Annotated in this window: 26 protein-coding genes; 12 read left to right on the top strand and 14 right to left on the bottom strand. The window is 72.5% G+C overall.

Annotated elements, in window-relative coordinates; translation table 11 throughout:
- Nucleotides 1–5: 5 nt before the first annotated feature.
- From AB0M93_RS04280 to AB0M93_RS04270, 3 genes are read right to left on the bottom strand one after another with little or no spacing between them, the layout of a single operon-like run.
- The gene (locus AB0M93_RS04280; protein WP_364268236.1) at nt 6–2,216 is read right to left on the bottom strand and encodes an FtsX-like permease family protein; all 2,211 of its coding nucleotides are present in this window, start codon (nt 2,214–2,216) and stop codon (nt 6–8) included.
- Nucleotides 2,213–2,899 carry an ABC transporter ATP-binding protein gene (locus tag AB0M93_RS04275; RefSeq protein ID WP_364268234.1) on the bottom strand — a complete coding sequence of 229 codons (687 nt, stop codon included), beginning with the start codon at nt 2,897–2,899 and terminating at the stop codon, nt 2,213–2,215. Before AB0M93_RS04275 ends, AB0M93_RS04280 begins: the two co-directional genes overlap by 4 nt.
- Entirely contained in the window at nt 2,896–3,417 is a 522-nt protein-coding gene (locus AB0M93_RS04270; protein ID WP_364268232.1) for a PadR family transcriptional regulator, read from the bottom strand. The genes AB0M93_RS04275 and AB0M93_RS04270 overlap by 4 nt, the downstream gene beginning before the upstream one ends.
- Before the next feature lie 322 nt (nt 3,418–3,739).
- Here AB0M93_RS04270 and AB0M93_RS04265 point away from each other — a divergent pair, with 322 nt between their 5' ends.
- A complete protein-coding gene (locus AB0M93_RS04265) occupies nt 3,740–5,986 on the top strand; it encodes a PQQ-dependent sugar dehydrogenase (RefSeq protein WP_364268913.1) in 2,247 nt (748 codons plus the stop codon).
- A gap of 31 nt (nt 5,987–6,017) precedes the next feature.
- Here AB0M93_RS04265 and AB0M93_RS04260 read toward each other — a convergent pair whose 3' ends face one another.
- Nucleotides 6,018–7,328, bottom strand: a complete 1,311-nt coding sequence (locus tag AB0M93_RS04260; RefSeq protein WP_364268230.1) for a sigma-70 family RNA polymerase sigma factor — start codon at nt 7,326–7,328, stop codon at nt 6,018–6,020.
- 317 nt (nt 7,329–7,645) lie between these two features.
- Between AB0M93_RS04260 and AB0M93_RS04255 the strand changes: the two genes are divergently transcribed.
- The 6 genes from AB0M93_RS04255 (at nt 7,646) to AB0M93_RS04230 (ending at nt 13,534) form a co-directional block, all read left to right on the top strand.
- Entirely contained in the window at nt 7,646–9,040 is a 1,395-nt protein-coding gene (locus tag AB0M93_RS04255; protein ID WP_364268228.1) for an alpha/beta hydrolase domain-containing protein, read from the top strand.
- Nucleotides 9,041–9,198: 158 nt separating this feature from the next.
- Entirely contained in the window at nt 9,199–10,785 is a 1,587-nt protein-coding gene (fadD8, locus tag AB0M93_RS04250) for a fatty-acid--CoA ligase FadD8 (RefSeq protein ID WP_364268226.1), read from the top strand.
- A gap of 142 nt (nt 10,786–10,927) precedes the next feature.
- Nucleotides 10,928–11,317, top strand: coding sequence for a nuclear transport factor 2 family protein (locus AB0M93_RS04245; protein WP_364268224.1), 390 nt, complete (start codon nt 10,928–10,930; stop codon nt 11,315–11,317).
- 6 nt (nt 11,318–11,323) lie between these two features.
- Nucleotides 11,324–11,881 carry a PadR family transcriptional regulator gene (locus tag AB0M93_RS04240; protein WP_364268222.1) on the top strand — a complete coding sequence of 186 codons (558 nt, stop codon included), beginning with the start codon at nt 11,324–11,326 and terminating at the stop codon, nt 11,879–11,881.
- A 50-nt stretch (nt 11,882–11,931) separates the two neighbouring features.
- On the top strand, nt 11,932–13,122 hold the full coding sequence (locus AB0M93_RS04235; RefSeq protein WP_364268220.1) for a hypothetical protein: 1,191 nt from the start codon (nt 11,932–11,934) through the stop codon (nt 13,120–13,122).
- Nucleotides 13,123–13,273: 151 nt separating this feature from the next.
- Nucleotides 13,274–13,534, top strand: a complete 261-nt coding sequence (locus AB0M93_RS04230; protein WP_364268218.1) for a GlsB/YeaQ/YmgE family stress response membrane protein — start codon at nt 13,274–13,276, stop codon at nt 13,532–13,534.
- Between the two features lie 12 nt (nt 13,535–13,546).
- On the opposite strand, the gene AB0M93_RS04225 is transcribed toward AB0M93_RS04230, so the two are convergent.
- The gene (locus AB0M93_RS04225) at nt 13,547–14,653 is read right to left on the bottom strand and encodes a S1 family peptidase (protein WP_364268217.1); all 1,107 of its coding nucleotides are present in this window, start codon (nt 14,651–14,653) and stop codon (nt 13,547–13,549) included.
- Nucleotides 14,654–15,006: 353 nt separating this feature from the next.
- Here AB0M93_RS04225 and AB0M93_RS04220 point away from each other — a divergent pair, with 353 nt between their 5' ends.
- Both AB0M93_RS04220 and AB0M93_RS04215 read left to right on the top strand, forming a co-directional pair.
- The gene (locus AB0M93_RS04220) at nt 15,007–15,243 is read left to right on the top strand and encodes a hypothetical protein (RefSeq protein WP_364268215.1); all 237 of its coding nucleotides are present in this window, start codon (nt 15,007–15,009) and stop codon (nt 15,241–15,243) included.
- A gap of 68 nt (nt 15,244–15,311) precedes the next feature.
- The gene (locus AB0M93_RS04215; RefSeq protein ID WP_364268213.1) at nt 15,312–15,713 is read left to right on the top strand and encodes an ATP-binding protein; all 402 of its coding nucleotides are present in this window, start codon (nt 15,312–15,314) and stop codon (nt 15,711–15,713) included.
- Between the two features lie 158 nt (nt 15,714–15,871).
- Here the strand turns inward: AB0M93_RS04215 and AB0M93_RS04210 are convergent, their stop codons facing one another.
- The 6 genes from AB0M93_RS04210 to AB0M93_RS04185 all read right to left on the bottom strand — a co-directional run bounded on the left by AB0M93_RS04210 (nt 15,872) and on the right by AB0M93_RS04185 (nt 19,451).
- The gene (locus AB0M93_RS04210) at nt 15,872–16,414 is read right to left on the bottom strand and encodes a hypothetical protein (RefSeq protein WP_364268211.1); all 543 of its coding nucleotides are present in this window, start codon (nt 16,412–16,414) and stop codon (nt 15,872–15,874) included.
- A gap of 80 nt (nt 16,415–16,494) precedes the next feature.
- Nucleotides 16,495–17,622, bottom strand: coding sequence for a hypothetical protein (locus tag AB0M93_RS04205; protein WP_364268209.1), 1,128 nt, complete (start codon nt 17,620–17,622; stop codon nt 16,495–16,497).
- Complete coding sequence (locus tag AB0M93_RS04200) at nt 17,619–17,954, bottom strand: hypothetical protein (protein ID WP_364268207.1); 336 nt, start codon at nt 17,952–17,954, stop codon at nt 17,619–17,621. The genes AB0M93_RS04205 and AB0M93_RS04200 overlap by 4 nt, the downstream gene beginning before the upstream one ends.
- Nucleotides 17,955–17,965: 11 nt before the next feature.
- Nucleotides 17,966–18,460 carry a YbaB/EbfC family nucleoid-associated protein gene (locus AB0M93_RS04195; protein ID WP_364268205.1) on the bottom strand — a complete coding sequence of 165 codons (495 nt, stop codon included), beginning with the start codon at nt 18,458–18,460 and terminating at the stop codon, nt 17,966–17,968.
- 86 nt (nt 18,461–18,546) lie between these two features.
- Nucleotides 18,547–18,849, bottom strand: a complete 303-nt coding sequence (locus tag AB0M93_RS04190; protein WP_364268911.1) for a DUF1905 domain-containing protein — start codon at nt 18,847–18,849, stop codon at nt 18,547–18,549.
- Nucleotides 18,846–19,451, bottom strand: coding sequence for a hypothetical protein (locus AB0M93_RS04185; RefSeq protein ID WP_364268203.1), 606 nt, complete (start codon nt 19,449–19,451; stop codon nt 18,846–18,848). Before AB0M93_RS04185 ends, AB0M93_RS04190 begins: the two co-directional genes overlap by 4 nt.
- A gap of 136 nt (nt 19,452–19,587) precedes the next feature.
- Between AB0M93_RS04185 and AB0M93_RS04180 the strand changes: the two genes are divergently transcribed.
- Nucleotides 19,588–21,240, top strand: coding sequence for a glutamate--tRNA ligase family protein (locus AB0M93_RS04180; protein ID WP_364268201.1), 1,653 nt, complete (start codon nt 19,588–19,590; stop codon nt 21,238–21,240).
- 99 nt (nt 21,241–21,339) lie between these two features.
- Here the strand turns inward: AB0M93_RS04180 and AB0M93_RS04175 are convergent, their stop codons facing one another.
- Complete coding sequence (locus AB0M93_RS04175; protein WP_364268199.1) at nt 21,340–21,720, bottom strand: hypothetical protein; 381 nt, start codon at nt 21,718–21,720, stop codon at nt 21,340–21,342.
- A 58-nt stretch (nt 21,721–21,778) separates the two neighbouring features.
- The gene (locus AB0M93_RS04170; RefSeq protein ID WP_364268197.1) at nt 21,779–22,528 is read right to left on the bottom strand and encodes an ATP-binding protein; all 750 of its coding nucleotides are present in this window, start codon (nt 22,526–22,528) and stop codon (nt 21,779–21,781) included.
- Between the two features lie 249 nt (nt 22,529–22,777).
- Between AB0M93_RS04170 and AB0M93_RS04165 the strand changes: the two genes are divergently transcribed.
- Nucleotides 22,778–23,170 carry a hypothetical protein gene (locus AB0M93_RS04165; RefSeq protein ID WP_364268195.1) on the top strand — a complete coding sequence of 131 codons (393 nt, stop codon included), beginning with the start codon at nt 22,778–22,780 and terminating at the stop codon, nt 23,168–23,170.
- A gap of 18 nt (nt 23,171–23,188) precedes the next feature.
- Here the strand turns inward: AB0M93_RS04165 and AB0M93_RS04160 are convergent, their stop codons facing one another.
- Nucleotides 23,189–23,596, bottom strand: a complete 408-nt coding sequence (locus tag AB0M93_RS04160) for a ChaB family protein (protein ID WP_364268193.1) — start codon at nt 23,594–23,596, stop codon at nt 23,189–23,191.
- A gap of 183 nt (nt 23,597–23,779) precedes the next feature.
- On the opposite strand from AB0M93_RS04160, the gene AB0M93_RS04155 reads away from it, so the two are divergent.
- Entirely contained in the window at nt 23,780–25,762 is a 1,983-nt protein-coding gene (locus AB0M93_RS04155) for an amino acid transporter (protein ID WP_364268191.1), read from the top strand.
- The last annotated feature ends 1 nt before the right edge of the window (nt 25,763 follow it).

The following is a 25,763-nucleotide window of genomic DNA, read 5'->3' as shown; positions in this document are numbered from 1 at the left end:
ACCGGCTATTCCTCCCGCAGGTGCTCCAGGCTCGTCGTGCGCCACAGCGCCGGCAGCGTCACCGCGGTCACGAACAGCACCGCCGCGGCCGCGGTCGCCGTGAGGATCCCGATCGTCGCCAGGTCGACCACCATCGGGCGGTGCACCACCAGCGAGAGCAGCAGCCAGTCGAGGCCGAGCCCGGCGAGCACCGCGACGACCGCCGCCACCGCGACCGGGATCGCCAGCTGCCACAGCAGGGACCGGGCGAGCACCCCGCGCCCGACGCCGTTCGCCGTCAGCGCGGCGAGCGTGCGCCGCCGTTCCCGCAGCTGCTCCCACGCCGCGATCAGCAGGCTGCCCGCGGCGAACAGCAGCACCAGGACCGAACCCACCGACAGGACCCGGGTGATCAGCGCGGAGGTACCGTCCCGTTCGGTGCCCAGCGAGCTGACCACGCCGTTCCAGCCCACGAGGTTCCGCACCCGCTCGACCGCGTCGGGCCCGGCGGCGGGGATCTTCGCGTTCGCGCTCAGCCGGATGCCGGTCGCCGTGGCCAGCGCCGCCGGTGTGACGAGCAAGCCCGATCCTTCCGGTTCCGCCACGCGGTATCCCGCCACCGGCACTGTCCATTGTGGAGGCTTGGTGCGGTCGGCGCCGTCGTACCAGAGCCGCTCACCCGCCGCGGGAGGGTGTTGACCCGATGCGTAGACGTCTCCGTCGCGGCAGTCCGCGACCGCGAGTTCGGCGCAGGTCCGCACGACGACGGAGAACACCTCCCCCGCCGCGTTCCGCAGCAGGGTACGGGTTTCCACGGGCACGCCGCCCAGCCCGGGCAGCGCGTGCAGGCCGGCGGTGAACGCCCGGGCGTCGGCGACGCTGGTGGCGAACGCCGTCGCCAGCACGCGGATCTCCCCCGACGGCGGCGGCTGATCGCTCTCGGCTCGGGCGTAAACGCCTTGCAGCGCAATGGATCCGGCCAGCACGACGGCGACGCCGCTGACCAGCCGCGCCGCCGTCGCGCTGTCGAGCTGGAGCCGGCGCACGGCCAGCAGCCAGGCCGGCGAGCCGCCGCCGAGCAGTCCGGCGACGCGCTCGACCAGCCACGGCAGCAGCACGGGGACGGCCGCGAGGACCAGCACCACCCCGGCGATCACGAACGGATCCCGGGCGTCTTCGGTGCTCGGCCGGCCGAGCACCAGTGCCCCGCCGGCCGCCAGGGGCAGCAGGCGCCACCACAGCTTCCGCCGGCTCCGCGTCCCCCGCCGCACGACGCCGAGCGGCTCGATGACGACCTTCCGCAGGGCGAAGACCGCCGCCGCGCACGCCAGCAGCGGCAGCGCCAGCAGGACCGGGCCGCCGAGCCGCCAGTCCGGGACGACGTCGGCGGCGAAGATCCCGCCCCGGAACGCCGAGACGGTGATCTCCGGGACGAGCAGGCGCACCAGCAGGAACAGTGCCCCGCCTACGGCGAGCCCGGCGAACGCGCCGAGCAGCGCCTCGCCGGCGGCGATCCGGCGGACCTGGCCGCGGTCCGCGCCCACCAGCCGCACGGCGGCCAGCCGCCGGTCGCGGGCGGCCGCGGCGAGCCGGGTGCTGGCGACCACGAAGACGAACACCGGCACCAGGCACGTCGTCGCCCCGAGCACGACCAGCAGGACTTCCAGCGGGTCGAGGCCACGCCGGACCGGTTCGCCGCCGAACCCGCTCACCGGGTGCACCAGCGGCTGCCGGGCGACGGCGTCGGCGCCGACGTAGAAGTACAGCTCGTTCGGCCCGGTCAGCCCGGCGTCGCCGATCGTGCCGATCACCCGCTGCGAGAACCGCGGGCGCAGCAAGTCCCCTTCCGGGGACCGCAGGAGGGCCGCGAGCGCCGGGGAGAGGACCGCCTCGCCGGGCCCGGGCAGCCGGTCGACGCCCGGGGCCTTGGGCGGGTGCGGCCCGGTCGGCTGCACGAGGTAGCCCTGCAGGCCACGGCCGTGGAACTCGTCGTTCCGCGCGACGGCGAGGACCGGGTCGACGCCGGCGACGGCCTCGGTGACGGGCGTGCGGGCCGCCGAGCGGCCGGCGCGCGCGTCCAGCATGTGCGGGAGTGCCGTTGCGCTCAGCAGGACGACGACGCCGAGCCCGACGCCGACGGCGGTCAGGGCCAGCCGCGCCCACGCGGTCCGCGCGCCACCGCCGCCGAGGGCGAGGCGCAGCCCGAGCGCCAGGTCGGCGGCCCAGCGCGGGCTCACCGGGTCACCTCGAGCTGCCGGGTCCGGCCGTCGCGGACGACGACCTCGCGGTCGGAGTACGCCGCGACGCGGGGTTCGTGCGTGACCAGGACGACCGCCGCGGCACGCTCGCGGGCGGCCGTCGTCAGCAGCTGCATGACCTGCTCGCCGTTGAGGGAGTCCAGGGCGCCGGTCGGCTCGTCGGCGAAGACGACCCGGGGCGCGGTCACCAGCGCCCGGGCCACGGCGACCCGCTGCCCCTGGCCGCCGGACACCTCACCCGGCCGCTTCCGTTCGACCGCGGTGAGGTCGAGTTCGGCCAGCATCGCCCGCGCCCGCTGTGCGGCGACGCGGCCGCGCACGCCGTTCAGCCGCAGCGGCAGGGCCACGTTCTCCAGGCAGGTGAGCTCCGGCACCAGCCGGCCGAACTGGAAGACGAACCCGAATTCGGTGCGGCGCAACGCCGAGCGCGCCCGGTCGGACAGGGTGGCCAGGTCCGCACCCAGGTAGCGGACCGACCCGGCGTCCGGCCGGACGATCCCGGCCAGGCAGTGCAGCAGGGTCGACTTGCCCGCCCCGGACGGGCCCATCAGGGCCACCACCTCGCCGGCGCGCACCCGCAGGTCCGCACCGGCGAGTGCGTCGGTGGGCCCGTACGCCTTCCGGACGCCGTCGGCCTCCAGCAGCACCTCTGCGGCGCTCACGCGATCTCCTCCGCCAGCCGGCCGAGCCGGGCCGCGGTGAGTTCCAGCCACCGGAGGTCGGCCTCGAGGTGGAACAGCGCGTGGTCGCAGATCAGCTGGTCGACGAGGTCGCCCGCGGTCTTGCGGCGGGTCAGTTCGCGCATCGCGTCGAGGTGGGCGGCCCGCTGGACGTCGAGGACGTCGGCGGCGGGCCGCCCGGACAGCAGCGCCAGCACGACCTTGGTGTACAGCGTGTTCTGCAGGTAGGCGTCCGGTTTCTCCGGGGTCGCCAGCCACGAGCCGACGTCCGCGACCCCGGCTTCGGTGATCGCGTAGCGCTTCCGCTCGGGGCCGCCGTCCACCTCGACGCCGTCAGCCTCGACGAGTCCCTGCTTCAGGAGCCGGGCCAGCGTCGAATAGACCTGGCCGTAGTGCACGCGGCGGTCGTGCCCGAAGCGGTCGTCGTAGGCCCGTTTCAGGTCGTAGCCGTGCCGGGGGCCGTTCTCCAGCAACCCGAGCAGGGTGAGTCCGATCGACATGCCGGCGACTGTACACCGTGTGTATAGCCGGAGTGCATAGTGATCACCATCCGGCAATCCGGCAATCCGGCATCCACGGCAACGCCGGATGGCCGCAGCTCTTAGGCCGAGTGAGTGCGGGCAAATTCATTACCCGCCAACGGGATTACGCGGTTCGGGGCACATTCTTGCCTGTGGTGTAACAACTTTCGGACTTCTCGCGCCATAGGGGACGGCGCTCGCGCCAGTCCGGTCCCCACCGTACGAGGAGTTCGTGATGGGTTCTCGTCGTTTCCTGCTTCCGCGAAGATCAAGAAGATCCATCCGGGCACTGGCGGCGGGGGTGATCGTGCCACTGGCCGGTGCCCTCGCGGTGGCCGTCGCCACCGCGGCCCCGGCCGCCGCCGTGCCCACCGGGTTCGCCGACACCGTGGCGATCGGCGGCCTCACGTCGCCGACCGCCGCCGCGTTCGCCCCCGACGGGCGGGTGTTCGTCGCCGAGAAGAGCGGCCTGGTCAAGGTGTTCGACTCCCTCGCCGACCCGACGGCGACCGTGTTCGCCGACCTCCGCACCCAGACCCAGGACTTCTGGGACCGCGGTCTGCTCGGGCTGGCGGTCGACCCCGCCTTCCCCGCCCGGCCGTACGTCTACGTCTCCTACACCCTCGACGCCGAGCCGGGCGGCACGGCGCCGCGGTGGGGCGACACCTGCCCGACCCCGCCGGGCGCCACCGACCAGGGCTGCGTCGTCACCGGCCGCGTCTCCCAGCTCACCATGGGCCCGGCCGGCACCGCCGTCAGCGAGAAGCCGCTGGTCACCGGCTGGTGCCAGCAGTTCCCCAGCCATTCGATCGGCGCGCTGGCCTTCGGCCCGGACGGCGCCCTCTACGCCGGCGGTGGTGACGGCGCCAGCTTCAACTTCGCCGACTACGGCCAGGTCGGCAACCCCTGCGCCGACCCGCCGTCGCCCGCCGGCACGAACCTGACCCCGCCGGCGGCCGAAGGCGGTGCGCTGCGGTCGCAGTCGCCGCGGCGCGCGGCCGGCCAGCCGGTCCTGCTCAACGGCGCGCTCCTGCGCATCGACCCCGACACCGGCGCCGGCCTGCCCGGCAACCCCTTCGCGAGCAGCGCCGACGCCAACGCCCGGCGCGTCATCGCCTACGGCTCCCGCAACCAGTTCCGGTTCGGCTTCCGGCCGGGGACCAGCGAGCTGTGGGCCGGCGACGTCGGCTGGAACACCTGGGAGGAGATCAACCGGGTCGCCGACGCCGGTGACGGCGTCGCGGAGAACTTCGGCTGGCCCTGCTTCGAAGGCACCGGCCGCCAGGCCGGCTACGACGGCGCGAACCTCGACCGGTGCGAGTCGCTGTACTCGGCAGGCGGGCAGACCGCGCCCTACTACACCTACAACCACAGCGCCAAGGTCGTGGCGACCGACCCGTGTCCCACCGGCGGCTCCTCGATCAGCGGCATCGCCTTCGAGGCCGGCAGCAACTACCCCGCCGAGTACGCCGGCGCGCTGTTCTTCGCCGACTCCTCCCGCGGCTGCATCTGGGCGATGCAGACGGTCGCCGGCCAGCCCAGCCCCAGCAAGCTCGTGCCGTTCGTGACCGGCGTCAACACGCCGGTCCAGCTGCTCACCGGCCCCGGCGGCGACCTCTTCTACGTCGCGCTCGGCACCGGCGAACTGCACCGGGTGAGCTACCCCGGCGGCACGAACCGGCCGCCGGTCGCCGTGGCGACGGCCACGCCGTCGAGCGGGCCGGCCCCGCTGACCGTCCAGTTCGACGGCACCGGCTCCACCGACCCGGACGCCGGCGACACGCTGTCCTACGCGTGGGACCTCGACGCCGACGGCGCCTACGACGACTCCACGGACCCGCGGCCCACCTGGACCTACACCACCGCGGCGGCGGTCGACGCGGGACTGCGGGTGACCGACTCCCACGGCGCGACGGCGGTCACGACGGTCCGGGTGACGGCCGGTAACCCGGCCGGGCTCGACCCGGTGCCGGTCATCGACACCCCGAGCCCGGCGCTGACCTGGTCGGTCGGGCAGACGGTGGCCTTCTCCGGCCACGCGACCGACGCCCAGGACGGTGCCCTGCCGCCGTCCGCGCTGTCCTGGCGGCTGGCCATCCGGCATTGTGCGGCCAACGGGACCTGTCACACCCACAACGTCCAGGACTTCCCGGGCATCGCCGCGGGATCGTTCGTCGCCCCGGACCACGAGTACCCGTCGTACCTGCAGCTGACGCTGACCGCGACCGACTCGACGGGCCGCACCGGGTCCACGACGGTCGATCTGCAGCCGAAGACGGTGACGCTGAACTTCACGTCGAACCCCAGCCAGGCGATGCTCACCGTCGGCGGGACCGAGCAGCGCACCCCGTTCTCCCGGACGGTGATCGCCGGATCCACCAACTCGATCAGCGCGAACAGCCCGCAGAACGTGCCCCCGCTGAACCTGAAGTACGCCTTCACCAGCTGGGCGCACGGCGGGGCACGGACGCAGAACATCGTCGCCCCGGCGACGGGTGCCACCTACCAGGCGAACTACCGGCTTTGCTGGTTGCTGCAGCCCTGCTGAGCGGGACGGCCCGGCGCCGAACGGCGCCGGGTCACTCCCCCGGGTTCTTCGTCTTCTCGGCCTTTTTCGACTCTTTCGCGGATTCCTTCGCGGCCTTGGACGACTCCCGGGCCGCCTCCTTGGACTCCTTCGCGGCTTCCTTGTCCGGGTTGTTCCCGACGCCGTTCCCGTTGTTGCCGTTCCCGTTCCCGGTGCCCGCCGGCTGGCCGGAGGGAGCGGATCCCGCCGATTCCCCCGCCGGCTGCTGTTCACCGGTCGTCGCCACGCCCGAGGCGCCGGGCCCGGACGTCGCCGGCGCGTCCGACGTCGGCTGAACACTGCCGGCCGGAACGCCGGCGCGAGAGCCGTTCTGCGGTCCGTTGCGCGCGGGCTGGCTCGTCGCGCCCTCGCCGCCGGGCAGCGACGGCGAAGGTGCGTCGCCGGAGGTGCTCGCGCCGATCGTCACCGTCGTGACCAGCGCCGCGCCCGCGGCGGCCACCTTCGCCGCGGTCGCCCAGGACATGAGGGAGGCCCCGGTTCCGGCGGCACCGGAACCGGTCGCGCCGGCGGTGAGCCAGTGCGTCACGACCGGGATGCCCAGGATGAGCGGGGCGACGGTGGCGGGCAGTTCCTCGTTGAGCTCCCGGAGGCCGGTGGCCAGCCGGCGGCAGTCCGCACAGCGTTCGAGGTGCGCCGCGACCCGGTGCGCCTTGTGGTCGGAGATCCCGTCGCGCACGAACTTGGCCAGCTGGCCGGAGACGATCCGGCAGTTCCGCCGCCGCGCCTCGGGGACGTGCTGGTCCAGGTAGGCCTGCCGGAGGCCCTCGCGGGCGCGGTAGGCCAGCGCGGCGACCCCGTTGGGCGTCATCCCGAGGTCCTCGGCGATCCGCGCGGGCGGGTCGCCGTCGATCTCGGTCCGCCAGAGCACCGTCCGCCACCGCTCGGGCAGGCTGGCGAAGGCGTCCGCGGCGACGGTGGCGTGCAGCCGGCTGCCCACCGGCTCGTCGCTGCCCGCCCCCGGCAGGACGTCCGGCACCTCGGCCACCAGCGAGACGGCCGAGTCGCGCCGCCGCCAGCTGATCATCGTGTTCCGGATGGTCGTCAGCAGGTACGGGCGGAAATCCTCGTCGGGGCCCTCGCCGGAGCGCAGAATCCGCAGTACGCGGGTGAATCCTTCGGCGATGAGGTCTTCCCGCTCCGCCTGGTCGGCCGCGATCGCGGCCGCCACCCGGCGGGCGGCGACGAGGTGCCGGTCGTAGAGCTCGCCGTACGCAGCGATGTCACCACCGCGGACCGCCGTAATCAAGGCCGCGTCGCTCGGGACGTCCGTCGTCCCGGCCACCGCCGGCGCCACTTCGGTCACCACACCCCCTCGCCGTGCGCATGCACGTGCAGAACGTCCGGAGATAGTCGCGCAACGAGTGACACCTGCGCAAGGTTGCGGCGCCGAAAGGACTTTCCGAGTTGTAGCCGGTCGCGAGCAGCCGGGGCGTGGACTTGTCACATCCCTGAGCGTTCCCCGGTGGGTTCCGGCCGGATCGCGGCTCGCGCGTTGCCGCGGACCGTACCGGCGAGTAGAAGACGAAGGCGGTGGCCACACCGGCTGCCACCTACTGTCCGATGTGGACGGTGAAGGGCCTGGAGCCGCCCCGCACCGGCCACCACCAGAAGGGTTTCCCCATGCGCAGAGCCCTGCTCGTGCTGCTGACCGTGCTCCTGCCGCCACTGGCGGCCACCGGGATCGCCCAGGCCGCACCCGCCGCCGCGCCGACGGTCACGGCGGTGCCCGCGAACGCGGGCCGCGGCTGGCCGGTCAGCGGCGCCCAAGGCGTCCTCGACCTCGCCGCTCGCGGATACGTCGAACAGGAGTTCCTGCTGTCCGGCCAGGCCGACACGTTCGACCAGGTGGGCCTGTGGACCGAGGACGGCCGCTGGGCCACGCGCGTGGCCACCACCGGCAACCCGTACACCACGCGCCTGGTCGTGGTGCGGCCGCGCGACGCCGCCCGGTTCAACGGCACGGTCGTGGTCGAGTGGCTGAACGTCAGCTTCGGCGTCGACATCCCGGTGGACTTCTCGCAGTCCTACGAGCACTTCATCCGCGAAGGCTACGCCTACGTCGGCGTGACGACCCAGAAAGCCGGTGCCGACAAGCTCAAGAGCCTCGACCCGGCGCGCTACGGTGCCGTGGACCTCAGCGGGGATGCGCTTTCCTACGACGTCTTTTCCCAGGCCGCCCAGGCGGTCCGGGCGAACCCGCAGCTGCTCGGCGGCCGGGCTCCGGCGGTCGTGCTCGGCACCGGGCACTCGCAGTCCGCATTGCGGCTGACCACCTACGCGAACGCGGTCCAGCCGGTGCGCCGGGCCTACGACGGCTTCATGATCCACGGCCGGGCGGCGCTGGCGGCACCGATCGGGGACGGCGTCGTCGGCCCCCTGTCGGCCCGGATCCGCACCGACCTCGGCGTGCCGGTGTTCGTCCTGCAGTCGGAGACCGACGTCATCGCGTCGGCCTCGGTCCGGCAGGACACCCCGCTGGTGCGCACCTGGGAGGTGGCCGGCACCGCGCACGCCGACCGGTACGGGCTCGACCTGTACAACGCGGCCAACGCCCGGGACCGGTCCATCAACGACGGCGCCCCGACGACCTGCGACAAGCCGGTCAACAGCATGACGTTCCGGTACGCGGAGAACGCGGCGTTCGGGTACCTGGACCGCTGGGCCCGCGGCGGCGCGGCCCCGCCCACGGCGACGCCGATCTCGATGCTGCTCAACCTCATCATCCTGCGCGACGGCGACCAGAACGCCCTCGGCGGCGTCCGGCTGCCCGACCTCGACGTCCCGGTGGCCTCCTACGCACCCAACAACAGCGGCGGCAACGTGCCGGGCGCGTGCCTGCTGCTGGGCACGACCACGCCGCTGACGCCGGAGCGGATCCGGCAGCTGTACCCGGACCACGCCACCTACGTCGCCGAGTTCACCGCGGCGGCCGACCGGGCGCTGCGGGCGGGCTACCTGCTACGGCCGGACCGCGACGAGGCCGTGGCCCGCGCCGAGGCCGCGCCGGTGCCGTGACCCACTGACCGTCCACAAAGGAATCCAGCGGGCCCGGCACCGCACCGGGCCCACTGGAACCCGTTCCACCCAGGCCGCCAGCTGACAAACCGGCACCCGCCCGCGTATGGTGTCGAAAACAGTAACATGTTCTAGTTTGCTGCCGTGGAAGGACCGGGATGGACGAGCAGGCGATGCGGTACCCCAACCACCTCGGCCACCTGGTGGTTTCCGCCCTGAAGCGGCACCGGGACAAGCCGGTGCTGGTACTGGGCGACACCACGATGACCGGGGGCCGGACCGCCGAGCAGGTCAGCCAGTACGCGCAGGCGTTCGAGGCCCTCGGGGCCGGCACCGGCGCGCCGGTCGCGCTGCTGTCGCTGAACCGGCCGGAAGTGCTGCTCATCATCGCCGCCGGCCAGCTGCAGGGCTCGCGGCGCACGGCACTGCACCCGCTGGGGTCGCTCGACGACCACGCCTACATCCTCGCCGACGCCGGCATCACCACGCTGATCATCGACCCGGTGCCCGCCTTCGTCGACCGCGCTCTCGGCCTGCTGGAGAAGGTGCCCGGCCTGGCCCAGGTGCTCACCATCGGGCCGGTGCCGGAGCGGCTGGCCCACGTCGGCAAGGACCTGACGGCGACCGCCGCGACGTTCGAGCCGGCGCCGCTGGAGCCCGCCGTGCTGCCGCCGGACCAGGTCGTCTCGATCACCTACACCGGCGGGACGACCGGCAAGCCGAAGGGTGTCATGGGCACCGCGCAGGCGATGACCACGATGACGCAGATCCAGCTGGCCGAATGGGAGTGGCCGGAGGCGCCGAAGTTCCTGATCTGCACCCCGCTTTCGCACGCCGGGGCGGCGTTCTTCGCGCCGACCCTGCTCAAGGGCGGCTCCCTGGTCGTGGTCCCGAAGTTCGACCCCGGCGAGACCCTGCGGATCATCGAAGAGCAGCGGATCACCGCGACCATGCTGGTGCCCACCATGCTCTACGCGCTGATGGACCACCCCGACTCGCGCACGCGCGACCTGTCGTCGCTGCAGACGGTGTACTACGGCGCCGCGTCGATCAACCCGGTCCGCCTGCGCGAGGCGATCGACCGGTTCGGGCCGATCTTCGCGCAGTACTACGGCCAGTCCGAGGCCCCGATGGCGATCAGCTACCTGGCCAAGGGCGACCACGACGACGCCCGGCTGGCCTCCTGCGGCCGCCCGTCGGCCTTCCTGCGCACCGCACTGCTCGGCGCGGACGGCGCTCCGGTGGCCCCGGGCGAGCCGGGCGAGATCTGCGTGGCGGGCCCGCTGCTCGCCGGCGGGTACTGGAACCTGCCGGAGGTGACGGCCGAGACGTTCCGCGACGGCTGGCTGCACACCGGCGACGTCGCCCGCGAGGACGAGGACGGCTTCTGGTTCATCGTCGACCGGGTCAAGGACATGATCGTCACCGGCGGGTTCAACGTGTTCCCCCGCGAGGTGGAGGACGTCGTGGCCGAGCACCCGGCGGTCGCCCAGGTGGGCGTGATCGGGACGCCGGACCCCAAATGGGGCGAAGCGGTGACGGCGGTGGTGGTCCTGCGGGAGGACGCCGACGGCGACCTCGAGCGGCTCACGGCCGAAATCCAGGCGGCGGTGCGGGAGCGCAAGGGCCCGGTGCACGTGCCCAAGCAGGTGATCGTGGCCCCGTCCCTGCCGATGACCGGGCTGGGCAAGCCGGACAAGAAGGCGCTGCGCGCCCAGTACGAACCCAAGGAAGCCGCCGTGTAGGGCGTTATACAGCGGCTTCTGCTGCCGGACCGGGCGCGCGGGGACCCGCTCGCCCGGTCCACTTTGTTGTCGGACGGTCACCAAAAGGGAAGAGGTACGCTGACGGCGTCTCTACTCAACTAATTGACTATCCGAGGTACGCATGAGCAGCTTCCGCAAGGCCGTCGAAGCCCGTGACCCCGACGCCATGGCCGCGGCGCTGGCCGAGAACGTCGTGTTCCGCAGCCCGGTGGCGTTCCGGCCGTACCCCGGCAAGGCGATCACGGCCGCGATCCTGCGCGGCGTCCTGCGCGTGTTCGAAGACTTCCGGTACGTGCGCGAGCTGACCGGCGGCGACGGCCGGGACCACGCGCTCGTCTTCGAGGCCCGGATCGGCGACGTGCGCGTCGAAGGCTGCGACTTCCTCCACCTCGACGCCGACGGCCTGATCGACGAGTTCACGGTCATGGTCCGCCCGCTCTCGGCGGCGCAGGCGCTGTCGGAAGCGATGGCGGCGCAGTTCGACCGAATCCAGCGCGAAGCACTCAACTAGTTGAGCATGGCACTGCGACACGCGCTGATGGCGGCGCTGCTCGAAGGCGAGGCGTCGGGCTACGACCTGGCGAAGGGGTTCGACGCCTCGGTGGCGAACTTCTGGGCGGCGACGCCGCAGCAGCTTTACCGCGAACTCGACCGCATGGCGGCCGACGGCCTGGTGCACGCCCGCGTCGTCCACCAGGAACGGCGTCCGGACAAGCGGCTGTTTTCGCTGACCGACGCCGGGCGGCGGTCGCTGCACGGGTTCACCGCGCAGCCGCCCCGGCCCGGGGTGATCCGCGACGAGCTGCTCGTGCAGGTCCAAGCCGTCGACGTGGGCGACGAGCCGGCGGTCCGGCGCGCGCTGGCGGAACGGATGGCCCGCGCGGAAGCGAAGATCGCCGGCTACGAGCGGCTCCGCGCGCGGCTGCTGGACGGCCGGTTCGAAGACGACTACCTCGCCGAGGCCGAGCGGATCGGCCCGTACCTGACGCTGATGCGCGGCCTGTCGTTCGAGCGCGAGAACCTGCGGTGGTGCGAGCAGTCGCTGAAGGTGCTCGACCGGCGGGCGGCGCGGTAGCAGGCCGGAGTTGTACGGCTCTTGTACGGCCGCGTCCGACGATGCTCCGCATGTCATTGCACCGTCTAGCTCAGGCCGCGCTGGCCGCCGGGCTGCTCGCGGGCGTGGTCGCCGCGCCGGCGGCCGCCGCCGCGGCCGCACCGTCCACCCTGCCCGCCGACCAGTACACCCTGACCGCCGCCTACAACCAGTTCGACGCGGTGAACAGCGCCCTGGTTTCGACGCTGGGCACCGCCGCCGTCCACACCGTGATGGACAACGCCAACCACGACCGCACCGCGCTGCCGTCGTCGTTCTCCGTCGCCGGCCTCTCGACCGGGTTCCGGTTCGACAGCGGCGACAACTCCGACTGCGCCAGCTACCCGCAGGGCATCACCACCAGCCGCGACGCCGTCGGCACGGCGAACGGCGGCAACTACGACGGGCACCAGCTGGTCGCGGTCAGCTGGTACACCAAGGACGGCTGCGACGGCGACCAGCAGCGCAGCCGGATCACCCTGGTCGACTGGGACGCCACCTACCCGAACGCCTACCGCAAGATCCTGCTGGTCGAGCCGACCGGCACCGCGGCGGCGCCGGACTTCAAGGACATCCCGATCCACGCGGGCGGCATGTCCTGGTACGGCGACTACCTCTACGTCGCCGACACCGGCAAGGGCATGCGCGTGTTCGACATGCGCAAGATCCTCAAGACCGACTCCGGCGGCACCGCCGACCAGATCGGCCACCAGAGCGGCAGCACGTACTACGCCCACAACTACGCCTACGTCCTGCCGCAGGTCGGCACGATCACCTCGAAGACGACGTCGGGCACGAACCTGGCGTGGTCGTCGATCTCCCTCGACCGCGTCAGCAAGTCGATCGTGATGACGGAGTACACCTGCCCGTCCGGCTGCACGGACTACCCGAACCGCGCCCCGCGCGCGATCCGCTACCCGTTCGCCGCCACGGGCACCTTCGCCGCGACGACGACGGCGAGCCAGGCGCTGCAGCTGCCCTGGTACAAGCTCAACGGCGTGGCCTCGCACAACGGCCGCTGGTGGTTCAACTCCTCCGGTTCGAAGCAGCTCTACTACTGGAAGCCGTCGGCGGCGGCGTCCACGTTCGCCTGGGTGAGCAGCGGCGAGAGCCTTTCGTACTGGGAGGACGACACCAGCGCGGACCTGCTGTGGTCGCTGCAGGAAGGTGCCGGCAACCGCAACGTCTTCGCGGTCACCCAGGCCACCTACGGCGGTGGCTGAGACCGGACGTCCGGGTCGCCGGTGGCGGGGCTCCCCCGCCACCGGCTTTCCCGGGTGAGATCCGGATCACGTCGGCGTGGCTCGACGCGCTCCGCGGGCCTGCTCCTGCCATCCTGTGCCGTCAAGGGGACGCTGACGAGAGGACACCGCCGTGGGCATCATCGCCTGGATCGTGCTCGGGCTGATCGCCGGGTTGATCGCGAAGGCCCTCATGCCGGGCAAGGACCCGGGCGGCTGCATCATCACCATCCTGCTCGGCATCGCCGGTGCGTTCGTCGGCGGCTGGGTGGGAAAGACGCTGTTCCACACCCAGCTCGGCACCTTCTTCGACCTGCGGACCTGGGGTCTGGCGATCCTCGGCGCCCTGATCATCCTGGCCGGCTACCGGCTGATCTTCCACCGCCGCGACTGACGCCGGGGGCCGTCAGTTCAGGGTGACGCCGTACGCGCTCAGCGCCTCGCCCACCGGCTGGTAGTACGAGCTGCCGCCGCCCTTGCCGGACGTGATGCCCAGGCCGACGCTGCCGGCGAACAGGCAGCCGCCCGAGTCGCCGGGGTTGACCAGCGCGCTGGTCTGGATCAGCTGGTACACCGAGCCCTCGGCGTAGTTCACCGTCACGTTGGTCGCCTGCACCGAACCCGACGTCAGGTGGGTGGTGCTGCCGCTCTTGCTGATCCGCTGGCCGACGGTCGCGGTGCCGGCGGAGCTGATCCGCTGCGTGGTGCCGTTCCACAGGGTGACCGCGCCGGGCGCGCTGCCGGTGGTGTTGCGGATGAGGCCGTAGTCGTTGTTCGGGAAGCTCGAGCCCTGCGACGGGCCGACGTTCCACTGCGAGACCGCACGGGTGCAGTGGCCCGCGTCGACGATGTAGTTCTGGCCGCCGCGGTTGGTGTTGAAGCCGACCGAGCAGCGGACGCCGCCGCCGGTGATGGCCTCGCCGTTGTAGATGGCGGTGTGCATCTCGCCGGCAACCCGCTCCACGCGGACCCGGTCGCCGAGCGCCGCGGCCGCCTTCAGGAGGGCTTCGGTGCCCTTGGCCGCGTCCGCCACGGTCAGCACGACCTGGTTCGTCTTCGGGTCGAGCCCGATCGCGGTGTGCGCCACCGCGGGCAGCGCCTGCAGGGCGTTCTGCGCGCTCGCCAGCGCGGCCGTGGAGTGCTTGACCACCCGGGCCTGCGCACCGGACTGCCGGACCTGGTCCGCGGCGGCCTGGTCGAGCACGTTGACCACGGGCTTGGCGGCGGCGTCGAGGTAGCCGTCGGCGGCGCGCTCGCCGAGGGAGGCGGTGACCGCGTGCAGGGTTTCGACGCTGGCCGCCTGCGTGCGCAGCAGGGTGACGGCGGCGGACTCGCTGATCCCCGCTTCCGCGGCGATCGAGGCGACCGCTTCACGCTGCACGGTGGCCGAGTAGCCGTCGATGGTCGTCGCCGTCGCGGTGACGGGCGTGAAGCAGGCGATGGCCGCGGCGGCGGCCACCAGCGTGGTGGCGGAGCGGGCGAGGAGATGGTGTCCCGGGGACGTTCTGCGCATGCCGGTAACTCCCTTTCGCGGGCAAGGCCGGCGCGCGGGGTGGCCGCGCCGGCCACGGTGGGGTGAGCCGGCCGCGGGGCCGGCACCGGTGATCCGGTGCGGTCGAGGGTGAGCCGCGGCCGGGACCGGCGGTACCGACTTTCGGCGGGCCGGACAAAAGATAGGTACCGGGCAATTCGCCCACTGGCTCTTCGCGCAGAGCAACCGGTCACCACGGGCCCCGGTCACGCTGCGCCGATCCGGCGTACGAGTGGTTCCGGGGCCGCCCGCACGGCCGCGGCGTACCGTTTCAAGTACGGACATGGCGCGCTCTCCTCCCCCTCGGGGCGCGCCGTGCCCGCCGGGGAGACGGCATGAACGACCAGCGGCAGGTCCTCGTCCGGGCGGAGGCCCGGCACATCGCGGTGCCCGATGCCGACGGCGCGACCGAGACACTCGCCTACCCCGGCGTCACCCTGACCCGCGTCGTCGCCGGCGTCCCGGACGGCGAGCTCTGGCTGCCGATGGGCGACCAGCCCAGCGAGGTCGACGACGAAGCCCTCGTCATCGCGCTGCGCGAGGCGTTCCTCTGGCGCTGCGGAGTCCCGTAACACTGCCCCCGGCGCGTGTAACTCCCGCTGTTCCGGGTAGGCCATCCGGAGAAGGAGGGGGTCGCACGGTGCGAGTGAACTGGGGAGCGGCCCGCGAACCGGGCTGGGACGTGCTGGACCTGGCCGGAGCCGGCCCGGCGGGGCTGGCCACCGCCCGCCGGTGGGCCGCCGTCAGGCTGGCGGCGCTCGCCGAACCGGACCGGGTCGACGCGTTGATCGTCGTCGGAGAACTGCTGGAGAACGCCTACGTCCACGGCGCCGGCCCCCGCCAGCTGCGGCTGCACCTGACGCGGGAGCCGTGCGAGGTGACGGTGGCGGTCACCGACGTCGGCACCGGCGAGCCACGGCTCCGGGTCCCCGGCCACGCCGGCGGCCGGGGCCTGCTGCTGGTCGACGAACTCGCCGTCACCTGGGGCGTGAGCCACCACGACGACGGCAAAGTCGTCTGGGCGCGCCTCTCCTGCGACTAGGTTGCGTCTGACAATGCCTTGGTCCAGGTGGCCACGGCGTGGAGGGCGACGGCTGGTCGACGAGATCGTGCACCTTGGTGCTCCACCCGCCCCAGGCGCGGCCGATGTCCGCTGCGGTGAGCAGGCGCTGCATGACGTTGTCCCAGGTTCCGTCGCCCCTAGCGGCCGTTCCAGTGCACGGTGGCCGGCGGCTCGAAGTACTTCCGCAGGTGCTGCTCCTCCGGCCGGCCGTGCAGCGGGAACCGGAAAGCCGAGCCGTCCGGCCAGGTCAGCGTGCGCCGGGGGAAGTTCAGCGCGGGGGCCTGTGGCTGCCGCGCCTCCCAGACGATCCGTGGTGGCGGTGCGTCGGCCGGGTCGGTGAACGTCGTCCCGGTGTCCACCACCGCCAGGCTCGACGGCGAGCACACCAGCCACGGTCCGGACAGCGACCGGAGCCGGTCGGCCAGGTCGAGCACCATCGCGTTCGCCGGGCCCGAGACCCGGACCTCCCGCTGGAACGGCCGTCCCGGCGCGCCGCCGTTCGCCAGCGCGAAGACGGCGAACACGGCCGTGCCGATCCCGCGCAGGACGTTCCCGAAGAACCGGCGGACCAGCCGCTTGCCCTCGACCGTGCCGTCCCGGCGGCGGCCGGGGACGTCGAACCCCACGTCGGTGTCGCCGAGGCGCAGGACGATGACCGGCTCACGCCACCGGTCGCGCATCAGCGCTTCGACGCGCTCCCGGAACCCGGGCCGGACCTGGGCGTCGGCCGACCACTGCTCGGCGCGGCCGGCGAACCCGCTCAGATGTCCAGGTCCTTGCGGGTGTCCGCCGGGCTCCGGTCCCCGCCGATCTCGCTCTTGTCGAACCACGGTTCGTCCCCCTCGGGTGTGACGGCTTCCTTGCCTTCGGCGAACGCGCCCTTCCCGGCCCCGATGCCGGCCTTCACGCCCGCGCCGGCGAGGAACGGCTTGACCCCCGCCGACGTGCCGAACATCGTCGTCAGCGCCCGGTTGCTCGGCTGCCAGCCCTGGGCCGCCGCGCCGAAGCCGAACTTCGTCTCGCCCGGCATCACGCCGATCCGCAGCTTGCGGGTGAACGTCTCCAGCTTCCCGGAGTACTTCACCAGGAACTCCATGAAGGTGTCGAGCAGCTTGCCGAACTTGCCGAGGTAGCGCGTCACCTTCTGCAGCACGCTGGCCGCCTTGGCGATGGACGCGGTCATCGCGGCCGCGACCGAGCCGCCGAAGCTGATCACCGACGCGGCCAGGGCCGGCAGCCACAGCGTGATCAGCCAGGACACGAGCTCGGTGATGATCCCCTTGATCAGCTCTTCGATGACCACCATGACCATCGACCACATCTGCAGCACCTCGGCCACCGAACCGGCGGCCGAGCCGATGCCGCGGATGCCGGCGGAGAAGTCGCCGAGGGCTTCCTTCGCCGCGTTGCCGGCGTCGTCCACCCACTCGGCGAGCGCGGTGTCGCCGGTGCGTTCGAAGTCCTCGGCGAGCGCGACGAAGCCCTGCGCGATCGTGACGAAGTTTTCGGAGGCGTGCCCGATGGCCGGGCCGTCGCCGGTGACCTGGTGCAGCGCGTCCTGCAGCGGCTGGACCAGTTCGAGCAGCATGTTCAGGCCGTGGCTGACCAGCCAGCCGATCGGGTCCATGGCGAAGGTGACCATGTCGCCGGCGGCGGCGCCGACGAACGCCGCGCCGTCACCCACCAGCGCGGCCCCCGCGGACGCCAGTTCGCCCGGGCCGTCCGCCTCGGCGGCCTGCCGCGCGTGCTCCCCGATCTTCTTGCCCGCCTTGTAGGCGGTGCCCGCCACCGGCACGTACCCGGCGGCGCGGTCGAGGTTGGCGCCCAGGCTCTCGTCGTAGGGTTCGACGTCCAGCGCGTCGGCGATGCTCTTCTTCGGCTCGGTCATTCGCCCTGTCCGATCGCGTCGATTTCCGCCTCGTAGCGGCCGAAGGTGACCTTCCCGGCGTCTTCCATCCCCTGGTACATCTCGGCGGCCTTCGTCAGCTTGGTGGTGAAGCCGTCCACGCCGTCCTTGAGGTCGGTGAGCAAGGAGCGCAGCTCGGTGAGGCGCTCGGTGTAGCCCTGCTTGGCGAAGAGACCGACGAGCCCCCAGGCCTGGTCCGTCACGTCGGCGGCGTCGATCTTGGCGCCGAACTTGTCGGCTTCCTGCTCGTAGAACGGCAGCTGCTTGGCGTAGGCGGAGATCGCGCCGATGTTCGTCTGAATTCCGTCTGGCATCGCGGGTTTCCCTAGGATCGGCGGAGGATGGGGCCCTGACCGAAGTCGTCGTCGTCCTCGGCGGCGGGCCGGCGGGCGGGCCGCGACGGCTGCCGCGGCTGCGGGTCCGACGCGGGTTCGGCCGCCGCGGTTCCGAACGCTTCGGCCTGGGCTTCGCGGACCTGGGCCGAGACGTCCACGCCGAACGCGTCGCCGAAGGTTTCGTCCACGATCCCGGCCTGCTGCTGCGCGGCCCCCGCGACGGCCCGGCGGATGGTGTTCATGATGGTGGCGGCCAGCTGCCCGGCTTCGACGCGCGTGGCACCGGCGGTGAGCCGCAGGTCGGTGACGGTGCCGCCGGCCCCCGCGGTGACGGTCACGGTCCCGTCCGGCGAGGTGACGGTGGTCTCCAGCCGGGCGATCCGCTCCTGCATGTCGCCCACGCCGGCGAAGCGGGCTTCGGCCTGCCGGACCTTGCTCTGGAAGTGCTGGAACTGAGTGATCAGCTCGTCCATCTGGGCGGACATCGTGTCTCCCTTGCGCGGTTCGGGGCCTGTGTCCGCATCATGGCAGATCCGTCCCGCCGGGGATCGCGTTTCGGCGGATCACGCGCTCACGAACCGGCGAGCTCCACGCTGACGGTGCAGGTGTCCCCCACTTCGAGGCCTTCGGCTTCGCGGACGGCCCGCTTGACGGGCAGCACGTAGGCGCCGCGCGAGCTGTCCGGGAAGATCGAGGTCTGCCAGCTTGTGGCCCCGACGGTCACCCGGACGCGGACCGATCCGAAGCCACGCCGGGGCCCCGCGGTGCGCTCGCGGATGTCGTCCGACGCCTCGGCGGGCAGGCTCACGAACGTCCAGCTGTCGGTGCGCCGGGCGTCCCATTCCCAGAGCTCGGCGTCGAAGACGACGGTCAGCGGCACGGCGGCCGGTAGCCGTCGATCCGCAGGCCGCGGAACTCCAGCTCGTTCGGCGTCTTCCCGACGAACACCAGCCCCCGCGCCTCCTTCAGCGCCGAGGCGAAGGAGTACGGCGGCGTCCCCAGCTCCGGCAGCGACGTCCAGCGGCGCGGCGAGAAGCCGAAGAACTTCGTCACCAGCCGGCCGCCCGTCGAGGGCACCAGCGTCAGCCACTTGTCGCCGCCGCTCCAGTGGGAGGCCGGGCGCAGCTGGACGTAGAGGTCGTCGGTCGCGCGGTAGGTCAGCAGGAACCCCGCCGACCGCGAAAGGTCGGCCTGCGCCTCGAACTCGTTGCCCAGCCAGACGACGGCCACGTGCCACTCGGCGTTCAGGAACGTCACCTTGGCCGCGTACCGGCGTCCCTCGGGCACGAGCAGGCTCCCGGTGGCCGGGACGGTCGTCCCCTCACCGCTGGCCAGCCACTGCTGCAGCCGGTCGATCGACGGTGTCGCGCACTCGCCGCCGGGCCGCGCGGACGCGGCCGCCGGGGCGGCCAGCGGGAGCACGAGCAGGGCCGCCAAGGCGGAAAGCGTTCTGGCGAAGGGAAACCGAGCGCGCATTCCCCGGAAACTAGCACCGCCGCCCGGTCCGCACCACCTACCCGGGTGGGGCCGGAGGCCGCACGGCTAGGCTCGTCTTCGGCGAAAACGACCATTTTCGCCGAAGCAAGCGCACCACGACGCGGGAGAACAACCCATGCTGGACCGAGCGGTCATCGACGCACTCTTCCCTGCCGACCTGCCCGAGCCCGAGCACTGGGAGCAGCAGTACCCCGCTCGCGACCTCCCCGAAGGTGCGCTGGTCACGCGCCTGGGCCCGTCGCCGACCGGGTTCGTGCACATCGGCGGCATCTACGTCGGCACCATCGACCAGGACGTCGCCCGCCGCTCCGGCGGCCGGTACCTCGTCCGCATCGAGGACACCGACCAGTCCCGCGAGGTCGAAGGCGCCCTCGAGCAGTTCGAACGCGGCTTCCGCTACTTCCGCCTCGCCGCCGACGAAGACGCCGACCGCGGCGGCGACTACGGCCCCTACCGGCAGTCCGCCCGCGAGCGGATCTACCTCACCTACGTCCGCGACCTGCTGCGCCGGGGCAAGGCGTACCTCGACTTCGCCACCAAGGAAGAGCTGGCCGCGATCACCCAGCGGCAGCAGGCCACCAAGCTGCCCACCGGCTACTACGGCAGCTGGGCCATCTGGCGCGACGCCGACCCGGCCGACGTCCGGGCCAAGCTGGACGCCGGCGCCCCGTACGTCGTGCGGTTCCGCGCCCCCGACGACACCGGCGCCCGCGCCCGGTTCACCGACGCGATCCGCGGGCCGCTGGAAGCCGAGGCCAACCGCAACGACGTCGTCATCCTCAAGAGCTCCGACCAGAGCCCGCGGCTGCCGACCTACCACTTCGCGCACGCTGTTGACGATCACCTCATGCGGGTGAACCTGGTGATCCGCGGCGACGAGTGGATCTCGTCGGTCCCGGTGCACCAGCAGCTGTTCGACGCGCTGGGCTTCGAGCCGATCACCTACGCGCACATCGCCCCGCTGATGAAGCAGGAGGGCGGCAGCAAGCGCAAGCTGTCGAAGCGCAAGGACCCGGAAGCGTCCGTCGACTTCTTCATCGAGGCCGGCTACCCGGCCGACGCGGTGCTGTACTACCTGCGCGGCCTGGCCAACGGCCGGCTCGCGGAAATGCCGCTGGAGCAGGCGCTGAGCGAGCCGATCAACCTCGACGAGTGCGGCGTCGCCGGCCCGCTGGTGGATCTGGTCAAGCTCGACGACATCGCCGCGGACCACATCGCCACGCTGTCCGGCGCCGAAATCCTCGACGCCGTCCGCGGCTGGGCCGGGCAGTTCGACCCCGAGCTGCGCCGGGTCCTGGACGAAGAGCCGGACCTCGCGCTGCGCGCGCTGGCCGTCGAGCGCGAAGGGGCCGAGAACCCGCGCAAGGACCTGAAGAAGTGGAGCGAGTTCCGCGCGGTCTACGGCTTCTTCTTCCCGCAGCTCCACGCGGCGGTCACCGGCCCCGACGACGAGCGGATCGCCGCGCTCGGCGTCGACCGCGCGGTCGTCCAGGCCGTCGCCCGCGACTTCGCCGCCGACTACCGGCAGCTCGACGACGGCCAGGAGTGGTTCGAGCAGATCCGCGCGGTCGCGGCCAAGCACGGTTTCGCCCGCAACGCCAAGGAGTTCAAGAAGAACCCCGAAGGCTTCCCGGGTTCGATCCGCGAGGCCTCGCAGATCATCCGCATCGCCCTGACCGGCTCGACCCGCAGCCCCGACCTGCACGCGATCACGCAGGCGCTGGGCCGGGACGAGGTCCTGGGGCGGATCGCCGCGCTGACCAAGTAGGGCGGTGGGGCTCCGGCTGTCAGGCGCCGGAGCCTCGGTCACCGTCGGGGGCAAGCACGCTTTCGCGGTCCGGCCGGGCGAGCAAGTGGCCCCGGGACCTCAGCCTGAGCCTTCGTCGTCCTCGAAGGGGTGGAAGGCGAAGCGCACCACGCTCGCCGGGTGCGTCCTCGCCCCGCTGTCGGCCACCGCGGTGATCAGGCCCGCCGCGTTCTCGCGGTCCAGCCGGGCCAGAAGGCGGGCGAGCGCCTCGGGTGCGCCCACCGGTTCGCCCGGCGTCTGGATCAGGGTGCGGTGGAGAATGCCCATGTCCCAGCCGTCCGCGCTGCCGCTGCCCGCCGCCGTCCGGAGAGTCGCGTCGAGCAGCCAGCGGGGCGGCTTGCCCGTCAACGCCGGTGTCGCGTGCGCCGTCAGGCCGACGACCTGGTCGGCGCGGAGCAGCCCGTCGCTGAGAGTCGCGAGCCACACGTTGGTCAACCCCATGGATCAACGACTAGCACCCCGGGCACGGCCGCCGCAATCCCCGGCGGCGGAAGCCCCGCTATCCGGCGGTGCGGGGACGGCGGAACAGCACCGCCCAGACGACCTTCCCGCCGGCCCGGGATCGGCTGCAGCCCCACGAACGGGCCATCTGCGCGACCAGCTTCAGCCCCATGCCGGGCTCGAACGGGGACAGCCGTTCCAGCAGCACGGCCGGCCGCACGTCGTGGTCGGCCACCGCGACCGTGCACACCCCGTGGCGCAGGTCGAGCCGCAGCTTCGGCTCGGAAGCGGTGTGCCGCAGCACGTTCTCGGCCAGCTCGGTGACGATCAGGCGGGCGTCTCCGGCGAGCTCCGGCACCGCCCACTCGCCCAGCTTGCCCGCGACGAACTCGCGGATGTGCGACGAAGTTCCCTCGGCGCGCGGGAAAGTGCGCTCGCACCGGCGGCGCACCGAGTGGTCCAGTGCCGCCGTGGCTGCCGCCACGCCGGCGCGGACGGGGACGGACCGGTCGGCCAGGTTTCTGTTCAGCACAGCGCGGTGTCCGGCCTCGGCGGCCACGAGCGAGAACGGGATACCCGGCCAGTCGCCGATCCGCATGGCGACCACCGAGAAGACGCTCACCAGGGACGGGTCGCCGATGACCAGCTCGCTGACGTCGGCCACCAGGCCGTCGGGCGCGTCGGTGGCGATCTCGAGCAGGCCGTCGCGCACCGCCGGGTACGAATCGGGGTTCAGCTCGCCGGCGATCCGGACGACGGTCGCCTGCTCGCGGCGGCCGACCGCCAGCCGGACGGGACTGCCGATCATGACGGCGGCCGCGCGGACTCGATCGAGCGCGGCTCCCCGGCCCGCACGAGGTCACTCCGGAAGGGCGGCACTGCCCCAACCTCCTCACCATCGGCCTCACGGTAGTGGAGGCTTTCACTACCACGGGTAACCCCCGCTGCCCGGGCTAAACCCGGCCACCGGGCGGCCCGGGGGCCGCACCGGACCGTCCCGGGCGCGGACGTGAGATGCTCGACCGCGCAGGCAGGCCGAAGGCGGGAGGCGCAGCGGGTGACCACCTGGATCGACGTGATCAACTTTGTCCGGACGCGGTACGAGGTCCTCGAGGAGTCGGAGGGCTGGCTGCGGTTCCGGCTGGAGGGCCCGCGGAACCGCACCCAGCAGGCGACGGTGCACCACCTCGCCGAGCTCGACGGGGGCTCGTGGATCGAGATCTCCTCCCCGGTCGGCTGGGCCGACAAGGTCGACCTGCGGCGGCTGCTGGAGCTCGCCGGCGCCTCGGCGGTCGGCGGCGCGGCGGTGGTCGACGGCGTCGCGCTGCTCAAGCACACGGTGCCGCTGGAGGACCTCAGCATCCAGGAGGAGTTCGAGCGCCCGCTGAAGGCCGTCGTCGCCCGCGCCGACGCCTTCGAGCACGAACTCACCGACGCCGACGAGTTCTGACCGTCCACACCGGACAGGTCAGTCCCCGGAGCGGCGCGCCCGGTCGGTGCGCCGCCGGTTCTCCTTCTCCAGGGCGGCGACGAGCTCGTCCTTGGACATCCGCGACCGCCCGGGGACACCGAGCTGCTTCGCGCGTTCGTAGAGGTGCTGCCGGCTCGCGGTCGCGTTCACGCCGCCGTGGGTCGGCCGGTCCGGCTGCCCGGCACCCCCGGCGGCCTGCTCGTCGGAAGGACCGCGTTCGGGTTTCGGCTCCCAGTGGTCGCCGACCTTCTCGAAGGTGTGCTTCAACGCGGCGTAGGCGGTTTGCTGCGCCCGCCGTCCGGGGCCGTAGGTCCGCAGGGCCGAGTCGTGCGCGGCCACCCAGGTGTCCTGGGCCTTGCGCGGCGACCGCAGGAGGGTGCTGGGCAGGTCTTCGCGTCCGGGCATGCGGGCTCGGCTACCCGGCGGCGGGGGTGGTGAAACGGCGAGGGCCGGCCACGCCCGCGCCGGTTCGCGTACCCGGAGGGTCGGCCGGTGCTGTCCGAAGAGGACCGGGGGCAACCTCCCGTGAGGGACCGCGCCGGGATCGGGCATGCTGGTGGCCGGTGTTTCGGGGACGAGAGGGCGAAAATGGGTGCTTCACCCGATTTGACCATTCCGGAGCGGGTCGAGAGCCCGGTGCCGCCGCAGCCGCCCGCCTCGGGGGTGGCCCGTTGGCTGCTGGAGCACCGGGTGGCGCCCGTCGGGCGGGCCGGTGGTGAAGACCACGGCACGCCGCAGGCGTGGTGGAAGGTCATGTGCCTGACCGGCGTCGACTACTTCTCCACCCTCTCCTACCTGCCCGGCATCGCCGCGCTCGCCGCCGGGGCGCTGTCGCCGCTGGCGACGCTGCTGATCGTCGCCCTGACGCTGCTCGGGATGCTGCCGATGTACCGCCGGGTCGCCCGCGAGAGCCCGCACGGGCAGGGCTCGGTGGCCATGCTGGAGACCCTGCTGCCGTTCTGGCGGGGCAAGCTCTTCGTCCTCACGCTGCTCGGGTTCGTCGCCACGTCGTGGATCATCACGATCACGCTGTCCTCGGCGGACGCCACCGTGCACATGCTGGAAAACCCGTACCTGCCGGGCTTCCTGCACGGGCACGCGGTGCTGATCACGATCGTGCTGCTGCTGATCCTCGGCGGCGTCTTCCTGCTCGGGTTCAGCGAGGCCGTCGGGGTCGCCATCCCGCTCGTCGCCGTGTTCCTGCTGCTGAACGCCGTGGTCACGGGGGCAGGCGTGATCGACCTGCTCGGCGACTCCGCCGCCCTCTCGCACTGGACCGACGCGCTCACCGCCGGGGGTGGCGGGTTCGGCGGCATCCTCGGGCCGGCCGTCATCGCGTTCCCGATGCTGGTGCTGGGCCTGTCCGGGTTCGAGACCGGCGTCAGCATGATGCCGCTGGTCGCGGCCGACGGGAAGAACCCCGAGGAGAAGCTCGAGTCCCGGATCCGCAACACGCGCAAGCTGCTGACCGCCGCCGCGCTCATCATGTCGGTGTTCCTGATCGCGACCAGCTTCGTCACGACGGTGCTGATCCCGGCCGACGCGTTCAAGGACGGCGGCGAGGCCAACGGCCGCGCCATGGCCTACCTCGCCCACCACGAGCTCGGCGAGATCTTCGGGACCGTGTACGACATCAGCAGCGTCCTCATCCTGTGGTTCGCCGGCGCCTCGGCGATGGCCGGGCTGATCAACATCGTCCCGCGGTACCTGCCCTCCTACGGCATGGCGCCGGAGTGGGGCCGCGCGGTCCGGCCGGTGGTGATCGTCTACACGGTGATCAGCATCCTGATCACCATCGCGTTCGGGGCGGACGTCAACGCCCAGGCCGGCGCGTACGCCACCGGCATCCTGGCGATGATGGTCTCGGGCGCGGTCGCGGTCAGCATCTCGGCGATCCGGCACCGGCATCGCGGCGCCGCGGTCGGCTTCGTCGTCCTGACCCTCGTGCTGCTCTACGCCCTCGCCGAGAACGTCATCGAAAAGCCGGACGGCATCGCCATCTCGGCCCTGTTCATCCTCGGGATCATCGTCGTCTCGCTGATCTCCCGGGTCACCCGGACGACGGAACTGCGGGCCGACCACATCGAATTCGACGAAGAGTCGCGCCGGTTCATCGCCGAGTCCCTGGCCCACGACGGCGCCCTGCACATCATCGCCAACCGCCGCCAGGGCGGCGACCACGCCGAGTACTCGGCCAAGGAAGCCGAGCAGCGCGCGATGAACCCGGTCCCCGGCGCGGCCGACGTCCTGTTCCTCGAGATCGACGTGGTGGACCCCTCGGAGTTCAGCAACGTCCTCAAGGTCCGCGGCTTCGACATCGACGGCTACCGGGTGCTCCGCGCGGCGAGCCCGGCGGCCCCCAACGCGATCGCGGCGATCCTGCTGGCGCTGCGCGACGTGACGGGCGTCCGCCCTCAGTGCCACTTCGAGTGGGCCGAGGGCAACCCCCTCGGCCACCTGTTCCGCTACCTCCTCCTCGGCCGCGGCGACACGGCCCCGGTGGTCCGCGAGATCATCCGCAGCAGCGAGAAGGACCCCGCCCGCCGCCCAGGCATCCACGTCGGCGGCTGAC

Source organism: Amycolatopsis sp. NPDC051102 (assembly GCF_040682815.1).
Lineage (GTDB): Bacteria > Actinomycetota > Actinomycetes > Mycobacteriales > Pseudonocardiaceae > Amycolatopsis.
The sequence above is the reverse complement of the archived record's forward strand: the minus strand, read 5'-3'. Positions and strand labels throughout refer to the sequence as shown.